The sequence below is a fragment of the Bradyrhizobium sp. CCBAU 53340 genome (genome assembly GCF_015291645.1).
Taxonomy (GTDB): Bacteria; Pseudomonadota; Alphaproteobacteria; order Rhizobiales; family Xanthobacteraceae; genus Bradyrhizobium.
The window spans coordinates 759,816-776,613 of the sequence record NZ_CP030055.1 but is presented as its reverse complement, the minus strand read 5'-3'; the positions used below and the strand labels follow the sequence as shown (position 1 = coordinate 776,613).

The 16,798-nt window shown below is 63.3% G+C and carries 13 protein-coding genes; 6 read left to right on the top strand and 7 right to left on the bottom strand.

The window, feature by feature from the left end:
• Position 1: 1 nt before the first annotated feature.
• The gene (locus XH89_RS03595; RefSeq protein WP_194465764.1) at positions 2–1,024 is read right to left on the bottom strand and encodes an ABC transporter substrate-binding protein; all 1,023 of its coding nucleotides are present in this window, start codon (positions 1,022–1,024) and stop codon (positions 2–4) included.
• A gap of 138 nt (positions 1,025–1,162) precedes the next feature.
• Between XH89_RS03595 and XH89_RS03590 the strand changes: the two genes are divergently transcribed.
• The 3 genes from XH89_RS03590 to XH89_RS03580 all read left to right on the top strand — a co-directional run bounded on the left by XH89_RS03590 (position 1,163) and on the right by XH89_RS03580 (position 4,733).
• Positions 1,163–1,969 carry a creatininase family protein gene (locus tag XH89_RS03590; RefSeq protein WP_194465763.1) on the top strand — a complete coding sequence of 269 codons (807 nt, stop codon included), beginning with the start codon at positions 1,163–1,165 and terminating at the stop codon, positions 1,967–1,969.
• 138 nt (positions 1,970–2,107) lie between these two features.
• Positions 2,108–2,371 (top strand): hypothetical protein, encoded by a 264-nt coding sequence (locus XH89_RS03585; RefSeq protein ID WP_194465762.1) that lies wholly within the window; start codon positions 2,108–2,110, stop codon positions 2,369–2,371.
• 397 nt (positions 2,372–2,768) lie between these two features.
• Positions 2,769–4,733 carry a carbohydrate porin gene (locus tag XH89_RS03580; protein ID WP_194468357.1) on the top strand — a complete coding sequence of 655 codons (1,965 nt, stop codon included), beginning with the start codon at positions 2,769–2,771 and terminating at the stop codon, positions 4,731–4,733.
• A 10-nt stretch (positions 4,734–4,743) separates the two neighbouring features.
• Here XH89_RS03580 and XH89_RS03575 read toward each other — a convergent pair whose 3' ends face one another.
• Positions 4,744–6,819, bottom strand: coding sequence for a methyl-accepting chemotaxis protein (locus XH89_RS03575; protein ID WP_194465761.1), 2,076 nt, complete (start codon positions 6,817–6,819; stop codon positions 4,744–4,746).
• 240 nt (positions 6,820–7,059) lie between these two features.
• Between XH89_RS03575 and XH89_RS03570 the strand changes: the two genes are divergently transcribed.
• The gene (locus XH89_RS03570; RefSeq protein ID WP_194465760.1) at positions 7,060–8,358 is read left to right on the top strand and encodes a hemolysin family protein; all 1,299 of its coding nucleotides are present in this window, start codon (positions 7,060–7,062) and stop codon (positions 8,356–8,358) included.
• Positions 8,359–8,560: 202 nt separating this feature from the next.
• On the opposite strand, the gene XH89_RS03565 is transcribed toward XH89_RS03570, so the two are convergent.
• The 3 genes from XH89_RS03565 to XH89_RS03555 form a co-directional block, all read right to left on the bottom strand.
• Positions 8,561–8,803, bottom strand: coding sequence for a PilZ domain-containing protein (locus XH89_RS03565; RefSeq protein ID WP_194465759.1), 243 nt, complete (start codon positions 8,801–8,803; stop codon positions 8,561–8,563).
• A gap of 102 nt (positions 8,804–8,905) precedes the next feature.
• Complete coding sequence (locus XH89_RS03560; protein WP_371825195.1) at positions 8,906–10,594, bottom strand: FMN-binding glutamate synthase family protein; 1,689 nt, start codon at positions 10,592–10,594, stop codon at positions 8,906–8,908.
• A 402-nt stretch (positions 10,595–10,996) separates the two neighbouring features.
• On the bottom strand, positions 10,997–11,770 hold the full coding sequence (locus XH89_RS03555) for a ferredoxin--NADP reductase (RefSeq protein WP_194465757.1): 774 nt from the start codon (positions 11,768–11,770) through the stop codon (positions 10,997–10,999).
• 349 nt (positions 11,771–12,119) lie between these two features.
• Here XH89_RS03555 and XH89_RS03550 point away from each other — a divergent pair, with 349 nt between their 5' ends.
• On the top strand, positions 12,120–12,950 hold the full coding sequence (locus XH89_RS03550) for a RimK family alpha-L-glutamate ligase (protein WP_194465756.1): 831 nt from the start codon (positions 12,120–12,122) through the stop codon (positions 12,948–12,950).
• 155 nt (positions 12,951–13,105) lie between these two features.
• On the opposite strand, the gene XH89_RS03545 is transcribed toward XH89_RS03550, so the two are convergent.
• Positions 13,106–14,026, bottom strand: a complete 921-nt coding sequence (locus XH89_RS03545; RefSeq protein ID WP_194465755.1) for an amino acid ABC transporter substrate-binding protein — start codon at positions 14,024–14,026, stop codon at positions 13,106–13,108.
• A gap of 12 nt (positions 14,027–14,038) precedes the next feature.
• On the bottom strand, positions 14,039–15,334 hold the full coding sequence (locus XH89_RS03540; protein WP_194465754.1) for a dicarboxylate/amino acid:cation symporter: 1,296 nt from the start codon (positions 15,332–15,334) through the stop codon (positions 14,039–14,041).
• Between the two features lie 209 nt (positions 15,335–15,543).
• Here XH89_RS03540 and XH89_RS03535 point away from each other — a divergent pair, with 209 nt between their 5' ends.
• Positions 15,544–16,545, top strand: a complete 1,002-nt coding sequence (locus XH89_RS03535) for an NADP-dependent oxidoreductase (protein WP_194465753.1) — start codon at positions 15,544–15,546, stop codon at positions 16,543–16,545.
• Positions 16,546–16,798: the final 253 nt, after the last annotated feature.

Here is a 16,798-nt window from a genome sequence, read left to right as displayed (position 1 = left end):
GTTACGGCTTATTGGGACGCAGTTCGACGCCGACACCCTTGTTGACGAAGCGCAGCGTGTAGGACTTGCGGAAGTCGAGATCGCCCTTCACGACGCCGGCCTTCACCATCTTGTTGAAGAAGGAGGTATAGCGGTCATCGGTCATCGCCCCGATGCCGTTCTTCAAGGAGTCGCCGGAATCGACGATGCCGTATTCCTTCATCTTGGCGACGGAATAGGCGAGCAGGTCGTCGGTCATTTCAGGATTGAGCTTCTTGATCATGGCATTACCGGCGGAATTGTCGCCGTAGATGTAATTGTACCAGCCGATCATGGAGGCATCGACGAAGCGCTGCACCAGGTCCGCCTTCTTCTCGACCAGCTCACGGCGGGTCTCGATCAAGGTCGAATAGGTGTTGAAGCCGGCATCGGCGAGCAGGATGACGTTGGGCTTGAAGCCGGCTGCTTTCTCGACGGCGAAGGGTTCGGAGGTGACGTAGCCCTGCATCGCGCTCTTGGGGTTGGCGATGAAGGGCTGCGGATTGAAATTATAGGGCCGCACGTTCTTCTCGCTGAAGCCGTATTCGGACTTCAGCCACTGGAAATAGCTGGTCATGCCCTCCTTGGAGACGAACAGCGTCAGCGGCTTGAGATCCTCGATCTTGGTGACCTTCGCATCCGGCTGCGTCAGCATCACCTGCGGGTCTTTCTGGAAGACCGCGGCGATCGTCACCACGGGGACGTTGTTGGCGACCGCGTCGAACGACATCAGCGTGTTCGCGGCCATGAAGAAATCGATCTTGCCGGCGATCAGCAGCATCCGGTTGTTCTCGTTCGGACCGCCGGGGACGATGGTGACGTCGAGGCCGTACTTTTTGTAGGTGCCGTCGGCGACCGCCTGGAAGAAGCCACCATGCTCCGCCTCGGCGACCCAGTTGGTTCCGAAGGTGACCTTGTCCAGGGTTTCCGCGCGGGCCGGCAGAACAGACACGACAGTGGCCAGCAAGCCCGCCGTCAACGCGCGCCGCAGATGGGATGGGCTCATGAATGCACTCCGTCGATCTGGTCTGGCCGATGTGAAAACAACGCGATAGAACCGCAAGATATCAGGGGACGCTGGCCAGCCGGGCCCGCGTCCCCTGATACCCCAAACTACGTGACAAATTCGGGCAAAGAAACCTCGATGACGCCTTCCCGCGACTGGTCCGAAATCCGCTGGGCCGATGCCGCTGCCGCGGACCTATCGCGCTGGATCGCGGTGCTGCCGCTGGCCGCGACCGAGCAGCATGGCCCGCATTTGCCTGTTGAGACCGACGTGCTGATCGCCGAGGCCTACCTTGCACGCACGCGAGAGGTGCTGCCCGCGGCCGCCCCGGTGACGTTCCTGCCCGTTGAACCCGTGGGCATTTCCACCGAGCATATCGACTATCCGGGCACGCAGACGCTGCCGACCGAAATGGCGCTGAAGCGCTGGACCGGCATCGGTGAGGACATCGCGCGACGCGGCGTGAAGAAGCTTGTCATCATCACCAGCCATGGCGGCAACAGCGCGGCGATGATGCTGGTGGCGCAGGATCTTCGCGCGCATCAAAAACTGTTCGTGGTGACGACGTCGTGGTCGCGCCTGTCGGCGGCGGAAAAACTGTTCCCGGCAGATGAAGTGCGTCACGGCATTCACGGTGGTGCGGTCGAGACCTCGATCATGCTGGCGCGCTATCCCGGGCAGGTGCGCAAGGATGCGATCGCGGATTTTCCGGCGAGCAGCGTCGCGATGGAAAAGCAATATCGCTGGCTCTCGACGCAGCGCCCCGCACCCTTTGCCTGGCAGGCGCAGGATCTCAACGCCAGCGGCGCCGTCGGCAATGCGACGCTCGCGGTCGCTGCGAAAGGCGAGCAACTGATCGATCAGGGCGCCCGCGCCTTTTGCGAGCTGCTGACCGAGGTCGATAACTTCGACGTGAGCAGACTGGCCAAGGGCCCGCTTGGCTAGCCTGCATCCAACTGAAATCGCTCGGGAAAAGGCCGCCCTGCGGGGCTGCTCCGAGCGCGTTCGAACCGGTTTTGGCCAGCCTCCGTCCAATTGGCACGCGGACCACAACGGACCGCCTCAACCCGGATGGAATTTCAGATGTCGATCAAGACCAAGATTGTTGCCGTCACCCTCGCCGCCCTCACTGTCACCGCTGGCGTCGCTTCCACGACGTCGGCCGCTCAGGCCAAGCCGCTCGGCTGGGGCTGGGGTGTCGGCGCCGGCATCGCCACCGCCGCCATCGTCGGCACTGCGATCGCTGCCAGCAACCAGCCCTATTACTACGGCTATCACCGCTGCGGCTGGGTCGCCCAGTACAACGCCTACGGCCAGTTCATCGGCAACGTCCGTACTTGCTACTGATCTGAGGTTCTGAGGCCGATCTCACGTGGATCCTGCGTCCGACACGGGCGCCTCATCCACCCCGTGTCGTGCCCCCGACCCCGCCCGGTTGTCCCCCCGGGCGGGGTCATCCATTCTTGAAGGACGGAAATTTGTTGCAGTCCCGTCACACAAGGATGCGAACCATCTTCGGCGATGCCCCGCATTAATTGCTATTGCGAATTACTTGCAATAAGCTTCGCAATAGATGCAGGGACTTCGGACGACATCGCGTCTCATCGCGATCATCTCGCCGGATCGGCCGATCCAACCGAACCTGATGACAGGAGCGCCGCGAATTGGCAGGGATGTCGGGCGGCGGGGTATATCGCGCGTGGGGGCGTAAGTTTTGACGTTAAGAGGTCACCGACACCATTTGCTGCGCGCGGCGGCGGTCATCGCCACGGGCGTGCTGGCTCTTCCCGGCGCCGCTGACGCAGCCGACCTGCCCCTGAAAGCGCCGGCACTGAAGGCGGTTTACGACTGGACGGGTCTCTATATCGGCGCACATGTCGGCGTCACCCGTGGCACGTCCTCGGCGACACTGACCGATCCCCTGGTTGCAACCGATAACAACGTCTTCACCGGCGCGACCGGCGGCGTTCAGGCCGGCTACAATTGGCGCCTCAACTCGGGGCTTCTGCTCGGCGTTGAAGGCGACATCTCCTTTCCAAACTATCTGCCGTCCAACCACGTCGTGTCATCGACGACGACCGTGCTGTCGAGCGCGGAGGAACGCTGGGACTATGTCGCGAGCCTGCGCGCCCGCCTCGGCTATGCCACCGGCAACTGGCTGCTCTATGCGACCGGCGGCGCAGCGTTTACCGGCGAGCGTTTCCTTTCGACGCCCACGGGCGGCAACGAGGAGAAGGTGCTGAATACCCGCTTCGGCTGGACTGCCGGTGGCGGCGTCGAATATGCCTTCGCGCCGCACTGGAGCGCGCGGCTCGAATATCTCTACAGCAAGTTCGAGAACGCCAACGTCACCTTCCCTTCGGGCGGCCAGTATTCGTCGTCGATGGATTTCCAGAGCCTGCGGGTTGGCCTCAATCGCAAGATCGATTGGCCCGGCGTGCCGACCTACAATCCGAAGTCCGACGTCACCGACACCGAATCGAGCCGCTGGGAAATCCACGGCCAGTCAACCTTCCTGCCGCAGGGACATCCGTCTTTCAACGCGCCCTACACCGGGCCGAACAGCCTCACCACGTCGCCGGATCTGCAGGAGACCTGGAGCAACTCGCTCTATCTCAATGCGCGTCTCTGGGACGGCGGCGAGGTCTATTTCAATCCGGAGCTGCTCCAGGGTTTTGGCTTCAACAACACCACGGGCGCGGCAGGTTTCCCCAACGGCGAAGCACAGAAGTCCGGCTTCCCCTATCCGCATTTCAACGCCTCGCGGCTGTTCGTGCGCCAGACCTTCGGCTTCGGCGGCGAGCAGGAGCAGCTCGACAGCGGCCAGCTTCAGCTCGCGAGCAAGGTCGACGTCTCGCGCTTGACCTTGCAGGTCGGCAAGTTCTCCGTCGTCGACGTGTTCGACGGCAATTCCTACGCGCACGATCCGCGCAAGGATTTCATGAACTGGTCGATCTGGGCCTCGGGCGCCTTCGACTATGCCGCCGACAAGCTCGGTCTCGACTATGGCGCCACCGCCGAGCTCAACCGGAAGCAATGGGCGCTGCGCGCCGGCTACTTCCTGATGGGCGCCGTCTCCAACTCGAGCAATTTCGACATGAATGTCGGTCGCCGCGGCGAATATGTCGTGGAGCTCGAGACGCGCTATTCGCTGTTCGGCCAACCTGGCAAGCTGCGCACGCTCGGATTCGTCAACAGCGCCTATGCCGGCAGCTATCGCGAGACGCTGGACAACCCCGCCTTCGGCGTCGACATCACCCAGACCCGCACTGGCCGCATCAAATACGGCTATGCGCTCAATCTCGAACAGGCCATCAGCGAGGACTTCGGCGTGTTCGGCCGCTGGAGCTGGAACGACGGTCGCAACGAGATCATGGCCTTCACCGACATCGACCGCAGCCTGTCCGGCGGCGTCTCGGTCAAGGGCACGAAGTGGGGCAGGCCAGACGACGTCGTTGGCATCGCCGGCGCCGTCAACGCCCTGTCGCAGGACCATCGCGACTTCATTGCGGCCGGCGGTCTCGGTCCGCTGATCGGCGACGGCGCGCTCAACTACAGGAAGGAGCGCGTGTTGGAGACCTATTACGCCTACGCATTGAACAAGGCGCTGACGTTCACGGCCGACTATCAGCTCATCGTCAATCCCGCCTACAACGCCGATCGCGGGCCGGTGTCGGTTTTCTCAGGGCGCCTGCACGGCGAATTCTGAGCGCGGTCCCCTATGCAGCGCGGATCGCGTCCAGGAATTTGCCGACTTCGGCCTTGAGCCGGGTGCTTTCGCCGGACAGCGATTTGGCTGACGCCAGCACGTTGGCAGAAGCCGATCCGGTCTGGCTCGCGCCGTGCTGCACGTCGACGATGCTGGCGGAAACCTGCTGAGTGCCGCGCGCCGCCTGCTGCACGTTGCGGGAAATCTCCCGCGTCGCCGCACCCTGCTCCTCGACCGCCGAAGCGATCGCAGAGGCAATCTCGGACATGCGGGTGATGGTGTCGCCGATCGCCTTGATGGCGCCGACGGACTCTTCCGTCGCCGACTGGATTCCCGCAATCTGCTGGCTGATCTCGCCGGTGGCCTTGGCGGTCTGCTCGGCAAGCGCCTTGACCTCGGAGGCGACGACGGCGAAGCCGCGGCCCGCCTCACCGGCGCGCGCCGCCTCGATGGTGGCGTTCAACGCCAGAAGATTGGTCTGGCCCGCGATCTGGCTGATGAGCTCGACGACGTCTCCGATCCGCCCGGCAGCCTTGGCGAGCTCGCCGACATGATCGTTGGTCCGCCCCGCCTGCTGCACCGCCTCGTTGGCGATGCGCGCGGAGTCCTGGACCTGGCGGCTGATCTCGTCGACCGAGGACGCCATTTCCTCCGCCGCCGCGGCGACGGTCTGTACGTTGGTGGACGCCTGTTCGGAGGCGGCCGCAACGGTCGCAGTGACCTTTTCCGATTGATCGGCGGCGCTCGTCAGCGTCCCCGCCGAGACCTCCAGTTCCGAGGACGCCGACGACACGGTATTGATGACGTCGCCGATCATGGCCTCGAATTCGCGCGCGATCTGGTCCATGCGCTGGCTGCGCTTGAGCTTCGCCTCGGCCTCGATCGTGGCCGCTGCATCGGCGGATTTCTGGGCGAGCAGCGAATCCTTGAAATGCTGCAGCGAGCCGGCGACCTGGCCAATCTCGTCGTCACGGCCCGTTGCCGGAATCTCGACCTCGTGCTGGCCGGCGGCGAGCGTGCCGATCACGTCCGCGAGTCTTGCCAGCGGCGTCACAACGCGGCGGCGTAGCATCATGGTCACGCCGCCGAGCGTGCCGAGCAGCGCCAGCACGGCAACACCCGCGAGCGCGAGCATCGCCAGCGCACCATCACGCGCGGCCGAGGCGCGCTCGGACGCTTCCGCCAGCGCGGCGTCGCGCACGCCATAGAACATCTGGATGGCGGGCACGATCACGGTCGCCAACTCATCGGCCGTGACGTCGTACTTGCCGTCGGCGCGCGCCGCGGGCATCTCTTTGTCGACGATGAGCGCGGCTTTTCCAAAGTAGGAGTCCGTCGCCGCCTTGAACGCGGCGGCGATGCGCGGCGGATGACCGAGCTGCTCGATGCCGGCCGCGATGCGTTCGCGATCGGCCTCCACACGCCCTTGCATGCGATCCATCAGCGAAAATTCAGCCGGCACCAGCGGACGCCGTGCGCTCAGCGCCGGCGACAACGTAGCGGCGCGGCTTCCGGCCGAGACGCGGAGATCCTGCGCCGTTCGCGCCAGGCTCAGGAGCGCCGCAAGCGAGGAATCGCCATTGACGACCTTTCCCTCCAGCCGGTTCATGATCGGTTCGATGTTGGCGATGACTTCGGCAACACCAGGCAGGAACCCCTTGATGACTGCGCTGTCGCGCGTGGCGAGAGGAACGCTCATCGCACGATCTGCAGCCGTGGAGACTTCCTTCAGCCGCCGTGCGGCACGGTCGAGGTTTTCGGCCATCACCGCGCCGTCGTCCAGCACCATGAGGGTGCGCCTTGCGCTCTCGAACGAGGCTTCGGCCGCTTTCGAGGCCTTGGTGGCAGCATCGGTCTGAGCCTGCGTCGCCGCTCCCTCCTGAAAGATGGGGGAAATATAGGGGGCGCGAAGGCCGGCGACCTGCTGGCTGACCATCAGGATGGCGCCGAACGCATCGACCCTCTTGATCGCGTCGGAGCGGTCGATGAAGATGCGCGTCTGGGGTATCAGCACCTCCGCGCCAAGCACGACGGCGAAAACCGTCACCGTCAGCATCGACAGCGCAAAAAGCTTCCCAATCCGCATCCTCAGGTCCCCGACTACACTTCTGCAAATTGTCGGAAAACCTAACTGGCGGCCACTAAGAGCCCGTTAAGCAACGGTCCGTAGTTCCGCGGAGTGTCAGGACGCCGCGGGTCCCTCCCGCCGGAGCCCAGGTTCCCTTGCGATGGCGATGCGACAGGATTAGCGGCACTTCCTCGCAAAATACCTATATCAATGCGGGTGCTGCGATCCGCGGCCATACTCGCTTATCCCGGAACGTCAATGCTCTCCGTCGAACTCGTCATCGTCGTCGTCCTGATCGTCATCAACGGCCTTTTGTCCATGTCGGAGCTCGCCGTGGTCTCGTCGCGCCCGGCCCGGCTGTCGCTGCTGGCCGCCAAGGGCGTGCGTGGCGCGGAGCGCGCGCTGATGCTGGCCGCCGATCCCGGAAAATTCCTCTCGACGGTGCAGATCGGCATCACACTGGTCGGCGTGCTCTCGGGCGCATTTTCGGGCGCCACGCTCGGGCAACGGCTGACGCAATGGCTGGTCGAGCTCGGCGTGTCCTCGGGCATTGCCGACATCGTCGGCGTCGGCATCGTCGTCACCATCATCACCTACGCAACGCTGATCGTCGGCGAGCTGGTGCCGAAGCAGGTGGCGCTGCGCGATCCCGAGAGCATCGCGGTCAAGGTCGCGCCCGCGATGCACGTGCTGGCGCGCGTCTCCCTGCCGCTGGTGTTTCTGCTCGACGTCTCCGGCAAGCTGATCCTCACGCTGCTCGGCCGCGGCGGCAAGGCCGAGGAGAAGGTGTCGGAGGACGAGATCCATCATCTGGTCCATGAAGCCGAAAGTGCGGGCGTGCTCGAGCCCGGCGAGAGGGAGATGATCGCAGGCGTGATGCGGCTTGGCGACCGACCGGTCGGCGCCGTGATGACACCGCGCACCGAGGTTGACGAGATCGATCTCAACGACGACCGGGAAGCGATCCAGACGCTGATCGCAAAGAGTCCGCATTCGCGCTTTCCCGTGTGCGACGGCGACCGCGACAAGCCGATCGGCGTGCTCCAGGCCAAGGATCTGCTTGTCGCCTATATGCGTGAGCGCACTCCCGATTTGCGTGCATTGGTGCGCGAGACGCCGATCATTCCGGCGTCTGCGGACGCGCGCGACGTGCTCGCGATCCTGAAGGCGGCGCCGGTACATATCGGCCTCGTCCACGACGAGTACGGCGCCTTCGAGGGCGTGGTGACGGCAGCCGACATTCTGGAATCGATTGTCGGCGCCTTCCACTCCGAGGAAGGCCCGCCGGAGCCGGCCTATGTCAGGCGCGCGGACGACTCTCTCCTCATCTCGGGCTGGATGCCGGTCGATGAGTTCGGCGATCTGCTCAGCATCGAGCTGCCGCCGCATCACCGCTACAACACGGTAGCCGGTCTGGTGCTGCAGCAATTCAACGCGCTGCCCAATATCGGTGACGCCTTCGATTTTGCCGGCTGGCATATCGAGGTGCTCGATCTCGACGGCCGCAGGATCGACAAGATCTTGGCGAAGCGGCTGGGTGAGGTAGAGACGGGCTAAAGTGCCACGCGCACCAATCTCTCCACGCGTCGTCTCGGCGAAGGCCGGGACCCATAACCACAGAATTGGGTATGACGAAGATTGGTAGTTGCGCGGTACTGCGACCTGCGCACTCTCGATAGATTACGCGGTATGGGTCGCGGCCTTCGCCGGGACGACAGTTTAGTTTGAGGCTCGCACTCGCATCAAACGCGCACCACTGTCACCCGAACCGCACCCCGATCCGCTTCTCCTTGCGCCACACCACGGTGCAGGGCAGGTGCACACCCTCCGCCTTGATGTTCAGGGTGAAATGCTCGGGAATGCCGACCGGGCTGGTGACGTCGAGGGCGGCGCCGGTGTCGGAGAAATTGCGGACAGTGCAGTCGATCGCGCCGCCGCCGAACTCGATGGTTCCAGCCTTCAATACGCGATGCCTGGCCTTGTTACGCCGTTCTTCGTCCATTGGACCACTTTACACCTGAAGCTGACACAGAGGTTAAAACGCTATCGGCTCCCGATGATTTTGCGCCGCGATAGGACGCGGGGGGCTATCAAGCGGAGAACTCTACAGCGCCGGCTGGAACGTCTCCGCGCGCGCCATCCGCCAGGCGTCTCGGAACCGCGGATCCTCGGTGCCTTCGAGCAGCTCGCCCGGGCGCAGCGCCGGGTAGAGCTGCGCGAAGGACTGCACCTTGGTCGTCGACGTCCGCTGGCTGAAGTGGATCGGGCGCAGCTCCTGCGGGTGCTCCAGGCCTGCCGCGGCGATCAGCTCGGTCAGCGAGTGCAGCGTCGCATGGTGATAATTGTGCACGCGATCGATCTTGAGCGGCACGTAGAGCGCGCGCGCCCGCGTCGGGTCCTGGGTCGCGACCCCGGTCGGGCAGCGGTCGGTGTGACAGCTCAACGACTGGATACAGCCAAGCGAGAACATGAAGCCGCGCGCCGAATTGCAATAGTCGGCGCCGATCGCCATGGCGCGCGCCATGTCGAAGGCGGTGGCGATCTTGCCTGACGCGCCGATCTTGATGCGATCGCGCGCGTTGATGCCGATCAGCGCGTTGTGGACGAAATTGACGCCTTCGCGCATCGGCATGCCCAGATGGTCCATGAACTCCAGCGGCGCGGCACCGGTGCCGCCCTCGTTGCCGTCCACGACGATGAAGTCAGGATAGATGCCGGTCTGAAGCATCGCCTTGCAGATCGCCAGAAACTCCCAGGGATGGCCGATGCAGAGCTTGAAGCCGGCGGGCTTGCCGCCGGACAGCTTTCGCATCTCGGCGATGAACTGCATCATGCCTGTTGGCGTCGAGAAGGCCCGGTGCGAGGCCGGCGAGATGCAGTCCTCGCCCATCGCCACGCCGCGGATTTTCGAGATCTCCTCGGAGACCTTCGCCGCCGGCAGCACGCCGCCATGGCCGGGCTTGGCACCCTGGCTGATCTTGAGCTCGACCATCTTGATCTGATCCTGGCTCGCAACGCGCGCGAACGCCTCCGGATCGAAGGAGCCGTCGAGATGGCGGCAGCCGAAATAACCCGAGCCGATCTCCCAGATGATGTCGCCGCCCATCTCCTTGTGATAGGGGCTGAAGCCGCCCTCGCCCGTGTCGTGGGCAAAGCCGCCCTTCTTGGCGCCGGCGTTGAGCGCCCGCACTGCGTTCGGACTGAGCGCGCCAAAACTCATCGCCGAGATGTTGAACACCGAGGCCGAATAGGGTTTTGCACAATCCGGCCCGCCGACGGTGACGCGAAACTTCTCCGCGGCATGCGCCTTCGGCGACACCGAGTGATGCATCCACTCGTAACCTTCGCGATAGACGTCCTCCTGGGTGCCGAACGGACGCTTGTCGAGCTGCATCTTGGCGCGCTGATAGACCACCGCGCGGGTATCGCGGGAGAACGGCATGCCGTCCTTCTCGCTCTCGAAGAAATACTGCCGCATCTCCGGGCGGATCTCTTCGAGCAGGAAGCGGATATGCGCCGCAATCGGGTAGTTGCGCAACACCGCGTGACTCTTCTGCATGAGGTCGCGGACGCCGAGCAGCGTCAGGGCGCCGAAGATGCAGATCGGGACCAGCAGGATGTCGAAGATCTTGCGATCGGCGATGCCGATGCCGACCAGCAGCGCCGTGACGACCGCGCACATCGTCAGCACGATGAAGCGCGGCGAGAACGGCAGCAGCAGGATTTCGGCGATCCCCTCTTCCGCCAGCGGCAGGCGCTTGGGTGATTCCTGCGTCTTGTTGTTGTCGGCCACGATTCCCACCCTCTCGCCAGCATCAGGCGGTACGATACGCCCGCACCTGTCATACGGATATGACGCAGCGCTTGTTTCAGGCTAGCGAATTCGGCTGGGATAAATCAATCAGCCGAGAGGTTAGGGTGCTGCACTGCAGCAGAGACGGGCGGGAGCAGCAGACGGGGCACGATCGGAGAGGCCACTCCGCGCCACAACCAAGCTGTCATCCCTGGCAAGCGTAAGCGCAGACCCGGGATCCATAACCACAGAATTTTGAGGCTGGGGGAGCTGTCACACCGGGGCGTCGCATAACCACGCCCTGTGGCTATGGGCCCCGGATCGGCGCGCGCTTGCGGCGCGCTTGTCCGGGACGACGAGTTGAGTGCGGCGCGCGACTAAGCCACCTTCTTCGAGCGACGCTTAGCGCTCGACGAACGCCTTCTCGATCACGAAATGGCCGGGCTTGTTGCCGGAGCCCTCAATGAAATCGCGACCCTCGAACATCACCTTCAGCTCTTCGAGCATCGCCGGGCTGCCGCACATCATGATGCGGTCGGTCTCGATGTCGAGGGGCGACTGTCCGATGTCGTTGAAGATCTGTTCGGAGTTGATCAGGTCGGTGATGCGGCCGCGATTGCGGAACGGCTCGCGGGTCACGGTCGGATAATAGATCAGCTTGTCCGCGAGCAGCTCACCGAACAGCTCGTCCTCGCGCAAATTCGCGACCAGCTTCTCGCCATAGGCGAGCTCGGAGACCTGGCGGCAGCCGTGCACCAAAACGATGCTCTCGAACTGCTCGTAGACCTCGGGGTCCTTGATCAGGCTGGCGAACGGCGCAAGGCCGGTGCCGGTCGAGAGCAGGAGCAGCCGCTTGCCGGGGATGAGGTTGTCGGTGATCAGCGTGCCGGTCGCCTTGCGACCGACCAGGATGGTGTCGCCTTCCTTGATCTTCTGCAGGCGAGAGGTCAGCGGACCGTCCTGCACCTTGATCGAGAAGAATTCGAGCTCTTCCTCGTGATTGGCGCTGGCCATGCTGTAGGCGCGCAGGAGTGGACGGCCATCGACCTCGAGGCCGATCATGGCGAACTGGCCGTTCTGGAAGCGGAAGCCTGAATCGCGCGTGGCGCGGAAGCTGAACAACGTGTCGGTCCAGTGCTGGACGGACAGGACCTTCTCTCGGTAAAACGCGCTCATGATTTTCGATATTCCGAATGTCTTGCGGTTTTCGGGCAAAAGCACTGCCCGGCCCTGAAAACGGGGCGGACACCATTGCCATGGCGGAGGATTTCGCGTGTGTGATCTACGCCATTGAGACCAATAATCAACCCGAAACGGCATGCAATTGACGCCGATCAAAGGTGCATTTCGGCTTGAAAACACTAAAGAATTAACGATTTTCTCTTCCATGCCGCGTTGCGGCAATTTCTTTGCTCAAATGGCTGACGGAACAGTACTTAATTTCCGTCGGGCCTCGCGAAAAAGTCATTAAGGATGTCGCAAAGCCGCGACACATTCGTCGGCGATCCGGCAAAATGGTTCGACAATGCCCCCTCGTGAACGGATCTTCGTAACGGCGATACGGCACTATTGTGCACGTCATGGCATCCGGCTGGAGGTGCGCGCCGGCGGCTGGCTGATCGTGATGCGCCGTGGCGAGATCAGCCGCTTCGCCTTCGGCTACGACATCGGGCTGAACAGCGCGATCGCGCACCGGCTCGCCAACGACAAGTCGGCGACCTCCGAGGTGCTGGAGATGGCGGGCGTGCCCTGTATTGCCCATCACCTCTTCCTCAACCCTAAGCTGGGCCGGAATGTCGTCGATGCCGCCTGGCGGGAGGCCATGCTGGGCCTGCTGCGCGACAATCCGCAAGGCGTGGTGGTGAAGCCGAATGAAGGGACGTCGGGGCGCTCGGTGTCCAAGGTGACGACCGAGGCGGAGCTCGACCACGCGGTGGACGAGGTCTTCTCGATGAGCACCGGGCTGGTGATCTCGCCCTATGTCGCGATCGAGGAAGAGGTCCGCGTGGTGCTGCTCGATGATGCGCCCTTCGTCGTCTACAGCAAGCAGCGTGGCCACGATTGGCGACATAATCTGGATGCCGGCGCCAAGCCGGTGTTGCTGGAGGATGGCGAGAATCGAACGGCTTGCGTGAAGCTCGCCATCGATGCCGCGCGTGCCATCGGCATCCGCTTTGCCTCGATCGACGTGATGCGCGTGGATGGCACTTGGCGCGTGCTGGAAATCAATTCCGGCGTGATGATGGAGGCGCTGGCAAAACTGCATCCGGAGCTGGTGCAGGCGACCTATGACGCGGCGCTGGATCGGGTGTTTGGGGATGCCTCCGCGAGCACCAATCCATCACCGTCACCCTGAGGCGGCCGCTTCTTCAGCGGCCCTCGAAGGGCGACTGCCCGGCGGCAGCAGCGCGGCCGTTCATCCTTCGAGGCTAGACCCGTGATGCATTCGCATCGCGGGCCTCGCACCTCAGGATGACGGAATTCACACTGCTGCCCCTACGCGAAACGCCGCTAATTATTCGCGCTGGCGGAATCGTCCATCGCCTTGAAGGCTTCTTCCAGTTGCAGCGAGATCGGCACGTTCATCCGTTCGCCGGTCGGCATCCGCGCCATGAACCATTTGTTGTAGAGCGGCACGAGATCGTGGTTGGAGCCGAGCTTGCGGAAGGCGCGGTCGACCACGGCCGACAATTGCGGCTCGCCCTTGCGGAACATGATGCCGTAGGGATCGTAGGACAGGTAGTCGCCGGTGACGCGGAACTTGTCCTGCGCCTTGTGGCGCACGATCAGGCCCGAGAGCAGAATGTCGTCGGTCGCGAAGGCGTCGGCCTTGCCGTCGACCAGCATCTGGTACGACTGATCGTGGTCAGCGCCGACGGCGATGGTCAGGCCCAGCGAAAGCTTCTTGTCGGCCGCCTGGATGGCCTGCTCGTTGGTGGTGCCCTTCGTCACCACGATGGTCTTGCCCTTCAAATCGGTCAGCGACTGCACGCTGGAGGCCTTCGGCACCATCAGCTTGGTGCCGGCCACGAACATCAGCGGCGAGAACGCGACGCGCTTACCGCGCTCGGAATTGGCCGTGGTCGAACCGCATTCGAGATCGATCTTGTTCTGGAGCACCGCGTCGATGCGGTCGTCCGAGGTGACCTTGACGTAGTCGATCTTCAGATTGGGATCATCGACTTCGACGCCGATCTCCTCGACGATCGCCTCGCAGAGTTCGAGGCTGTAGCCGATCGGCCTGTTCGCCTGGTCAAGGAAGGAGAAGGGCGGCGAGCTCTCGCGGTAGCCGAGCCGCACCGTGTGCGAGTTCTTGATGGCTGACAGCGTCGGGCTGAGCCCTTCGCTGCCGCCGGTCTGGGCGAAAGCGTCCGTTGCCAGCAGGCACGCTGCCAGCAACAGGCCGCTCGAAATCGCCGTCAAAGGGCGCATGACGCACTCCCGTCAATGGCCGGCCATCGCAGGCACCTCGCCCGGCACCATGTCGCCAGGCACGACGTCGCCCGGTCCCATCGCATGCTCGGGGCCAAGCTCGCCTTCCCACTTCGCCACGACCGAGGTCGCCAGCGTGTTGCCGATCACGTTGGTGGCGCTACGACCCATGTCAAGGAAGGTGTCGATGCCCATGATCATCAACAGACCCGCCTCGGGGATGTTGAACTGCGCCAGCGTCGAGGCGATCACGACGAGGGAGGCGCGCGGCACGCCGGCGACGCCCTTCGAGGTGATCATCAAGGTCGCGAGCAGCGCGAGCTGGGTGCCGAGCGGCATGTCGATGTGGTAGCTCTGCGCGATGAAAATACTGGCGAAGGTGCAGTACATCATCGTGCCGTCGAGGTTGAAGGAATAGCCGAGCGGCAGCACGAAGCTCGAGATTCGCGACGAAGCGCCGAAGCGGTTGAGGCCTTCCAGCGTCTTCGGGTAAGCCGCTTCCGAGCTCGCGGTGGAGAATGCGATCATCAGCGGCTCACGGATCAACCGCAACAGATGGCTGTAACGCGGACCGATCGCGATGAAGCCGACGATCACCAGGATGCCCCAGAGGATGAATAGCGAGAGATAGAAGCCGCCCATGAACACGATCAGCTTCCAGAGCACCAGGAGACCGTTCTTGGCAACAGTCGCGGTGATCGCGGCCCACACCGCGAGCGGCGCGAACAGCATCACATAGCTCGTCACCTTCAGCATGATGTGGCTGACGTCGTCGATCAGCGCCAGGATCGGCTTGGAGCGCTCGGGCATCGCCCCCATCGCCACCGAGAAGAACACGGCGAAGATCACGATCTGCAGGATCTCGTTCTGCGCCATCGCGTCCGCGATCGAGGTCGGGATCAGATGGGTCAGGAATTTCTCGATCGAGAAGGCCGAGACCGGCAGGCCGGTCGATTGCCCCGCTGCAGGCAGAGTGCCCGGGAAATTCGCGCCGGGCTGCAGCAGATTGACCATGATCAGGCCAAGCAGCAGCGAGACGAAGGAGGCGCTGATGAACCAGCCCATGGTCTTGGCGAAGATGCGGCCGAGCTTGGCGCCCGAGCCCATATGCGCGATGCCGCCGACCAGGGTCGCGAACACCAGCGGCGCGATGATCATCTTGATCAGGCGCAGGAACATCATGGCGATCAGGTTGATGGCGGAAGCCCACTCGGCGCGGGTATCGGGCAGGAAATTATAGATCGCCGAGCCCATGATGATGCCCAGCACCATCGCCGCCAGAATGTATTGCGTAAACCTGTTCGACATTGCTTACCCCCACGTACACCGGCGCTTCATGATGTCGCAGATGTCGGAGCGACGCAACACGCTTTGCGTGTGAACACGTTGGCCGGATGTTCCCGTTGTGCAATGGAACGCCGCGATCTAGCTTTCGTGCAGCGCACAACGATGCAGACTGCACGTTTCCTTTGCGGCAGCTGCATCAATAATCGCCAAGCAACGAAGGGGAGAATGCCATGATCACCAACATCAATCGCCAAATTCTTCTGGTGGAAAAACCCAGCGGCAAGCTTGGTCCCGAGCATTTCAAGATGGTGGAGAGCGCCGTGCCGGAACCTAAGGACGGCGAGGCCTTGCTGCGCGTGCGCTACATCTCGCTCGACGCCGCCAACCGCGCCTGGATGCATGGCGCGACCTATCGTTCGGCGGTCGAGGCCAACAGCGTGATGGCCGGCGGCGCCATCGCCGAGGTCGTGAGCTCGAAGGCCGAGGGGCTTGCGCCCGGCGACATCGTGTTCGGTGACACCGGCTGGCAGGAGCTTGCAGCAGTGCCGGCAAAGCATTTGACCAAAATGCCGAAGCTGGAGCCGATGACGCATCTGCTCAGCGTGTTCGGCATCGCCGGCCTCACCGCCTATTTCGGCCTGCTCGAGGTCGGCAAGCCGAGGGAAGGCGAGACGGTTGTGGTCTCAGCGGCTGCGGGCTCGGTCGGCTCGATCGTCGGACAGATCGCCAAGATCAAGGGATGCCGCGTCATCGGTATCGCCGGCGGCGCCGACAAATGCAACTGGCTGACCTCCGAACTCGGCTTCGATGCCGCCGTCGACTACAAGGACGGCGCGGTGTTCAAGGCGCTGCGCGCGGCCGCGCCAAAGGGCATCGACGTCTATTTCGACAATGTCGGCGGCGATATTCTGGAAGCCTGCCTGCCGCAGATGAACAATTACGGCCGCATCGCCTGCTGCGGCGCGATCTCGCAATATGACGGGACGCCGTCGGCGCACGGCCCGCGCGGCGTGCCCGGCCTGATCGTGGTGAAGCGGCTCGTCATGCAGGGCTTCATCGTGATGGACTACATGAAGGAGAGCCAGCGCGCGCTCGCCGACCTCCAGGCCTGGGTCAAATCCGGCAAGCTGAAGGTGCAGGAAGACATCATCGACGGATTGCAGAACACGCCGAAGGCGCTGATCGGATTGCTCGCCGGCGAGAACCGCGGCAAGCGGATGATCAGGCTGTGACGACCTAAAGCGCGATGAGATCGGAATGGGTCATCATCGCGCTTCAGGTTTTTGTTTGAGCATGATCTCCGCGCAAACGCGTTCCGCGTGTGTCGCGAGGGAAAACCGCTGCGCAGTTTTCGGGATCATGCTCTGGTTACGCCGCAATTCCGCGCGTATGATCTACTTGCGGTAGTGGCGACGGCGGCCAAGGACGCCGCACGCCGCAACGTCCGTGACGATTTGTTTGCATCACTTTTAATAAAGCGTCGGC

Coding starts and splice junctions, on each gene's coding strand:
- XH89_RS03545 (WP_194465755.1), bottom strand. CDS start 14,026: ATGCGCCCTTTGACGGCGATTTCGAGCGGCCTGTTGCTGGCAGCGTGC.
- XH89_RS03590 (WP_194465763.1), top strand. CDS start 1,163: ATGACGCCTTCCCGCGACTGGTCCGAAATCCGCTGGGCCGATGCCGCT.
- XH89_RS03540 (WP_194465754.1), bottom strand. CDS start 15,334: ATGTCGAACAGGTTTACGCAATACATTCTGGCGGCGATGGTGCTGGGC.
- XH89_RS03585 (WP_194465762.1), top strand. CDS start 2,108: ATGTCGATCAAGACCAAGATTGTTGCCGTCACCCTCGCCGCCCTCACT.
- XH89_RS03595 (WP_194465764.1), bottom strand. CDS start 1,024: ATGAGCCCATCCCATCTGCGGCGCGCGTTGACGGCGGGCTTGCTGGCC.
- XH89_RS03565 (WP_194465759.1), bottom strand. CDS start 8,803: ATGGACGAAGAACGGCGTAACAAGGCCAGGCATCGCGTATTGAAGGCT.
- XH89_RS03575 (WP_194465761.1), bottom strand. CDS start 6,819: ATGCGGATTGGGAAGCTTTTTGCGCTGTCGATGCTGACGGTGACGGTT.
- XH89_RS03550 (WP_194465756.1), top strand. CDS start 12,120: ATGCCCCCTCGTGAACGGATCTTCGTAACGGCGATACGGCACTATTGT.
- XH89_RS03535 (WP_194465753.1), top strand. CDS start 15,544: ATGATCACCAACATCAATCGCCAAATTCTTCTGGTGGAAAAACCCAGC.
- XH89_RS03555 (WP_194465757.1), bottom strand. CDS start 11,770: ATGAGCGCGTTTTACCGAGAGAAGGTCCTGTCCGTCCAGCACTGGACC.
- XH89_RS03570 (WP_194465760.1), top strand. CDS start 7,060: ATGCTCTCCGTCGAACTCGTCATCGTCGTCGTCCTGATCGTCATCAAC.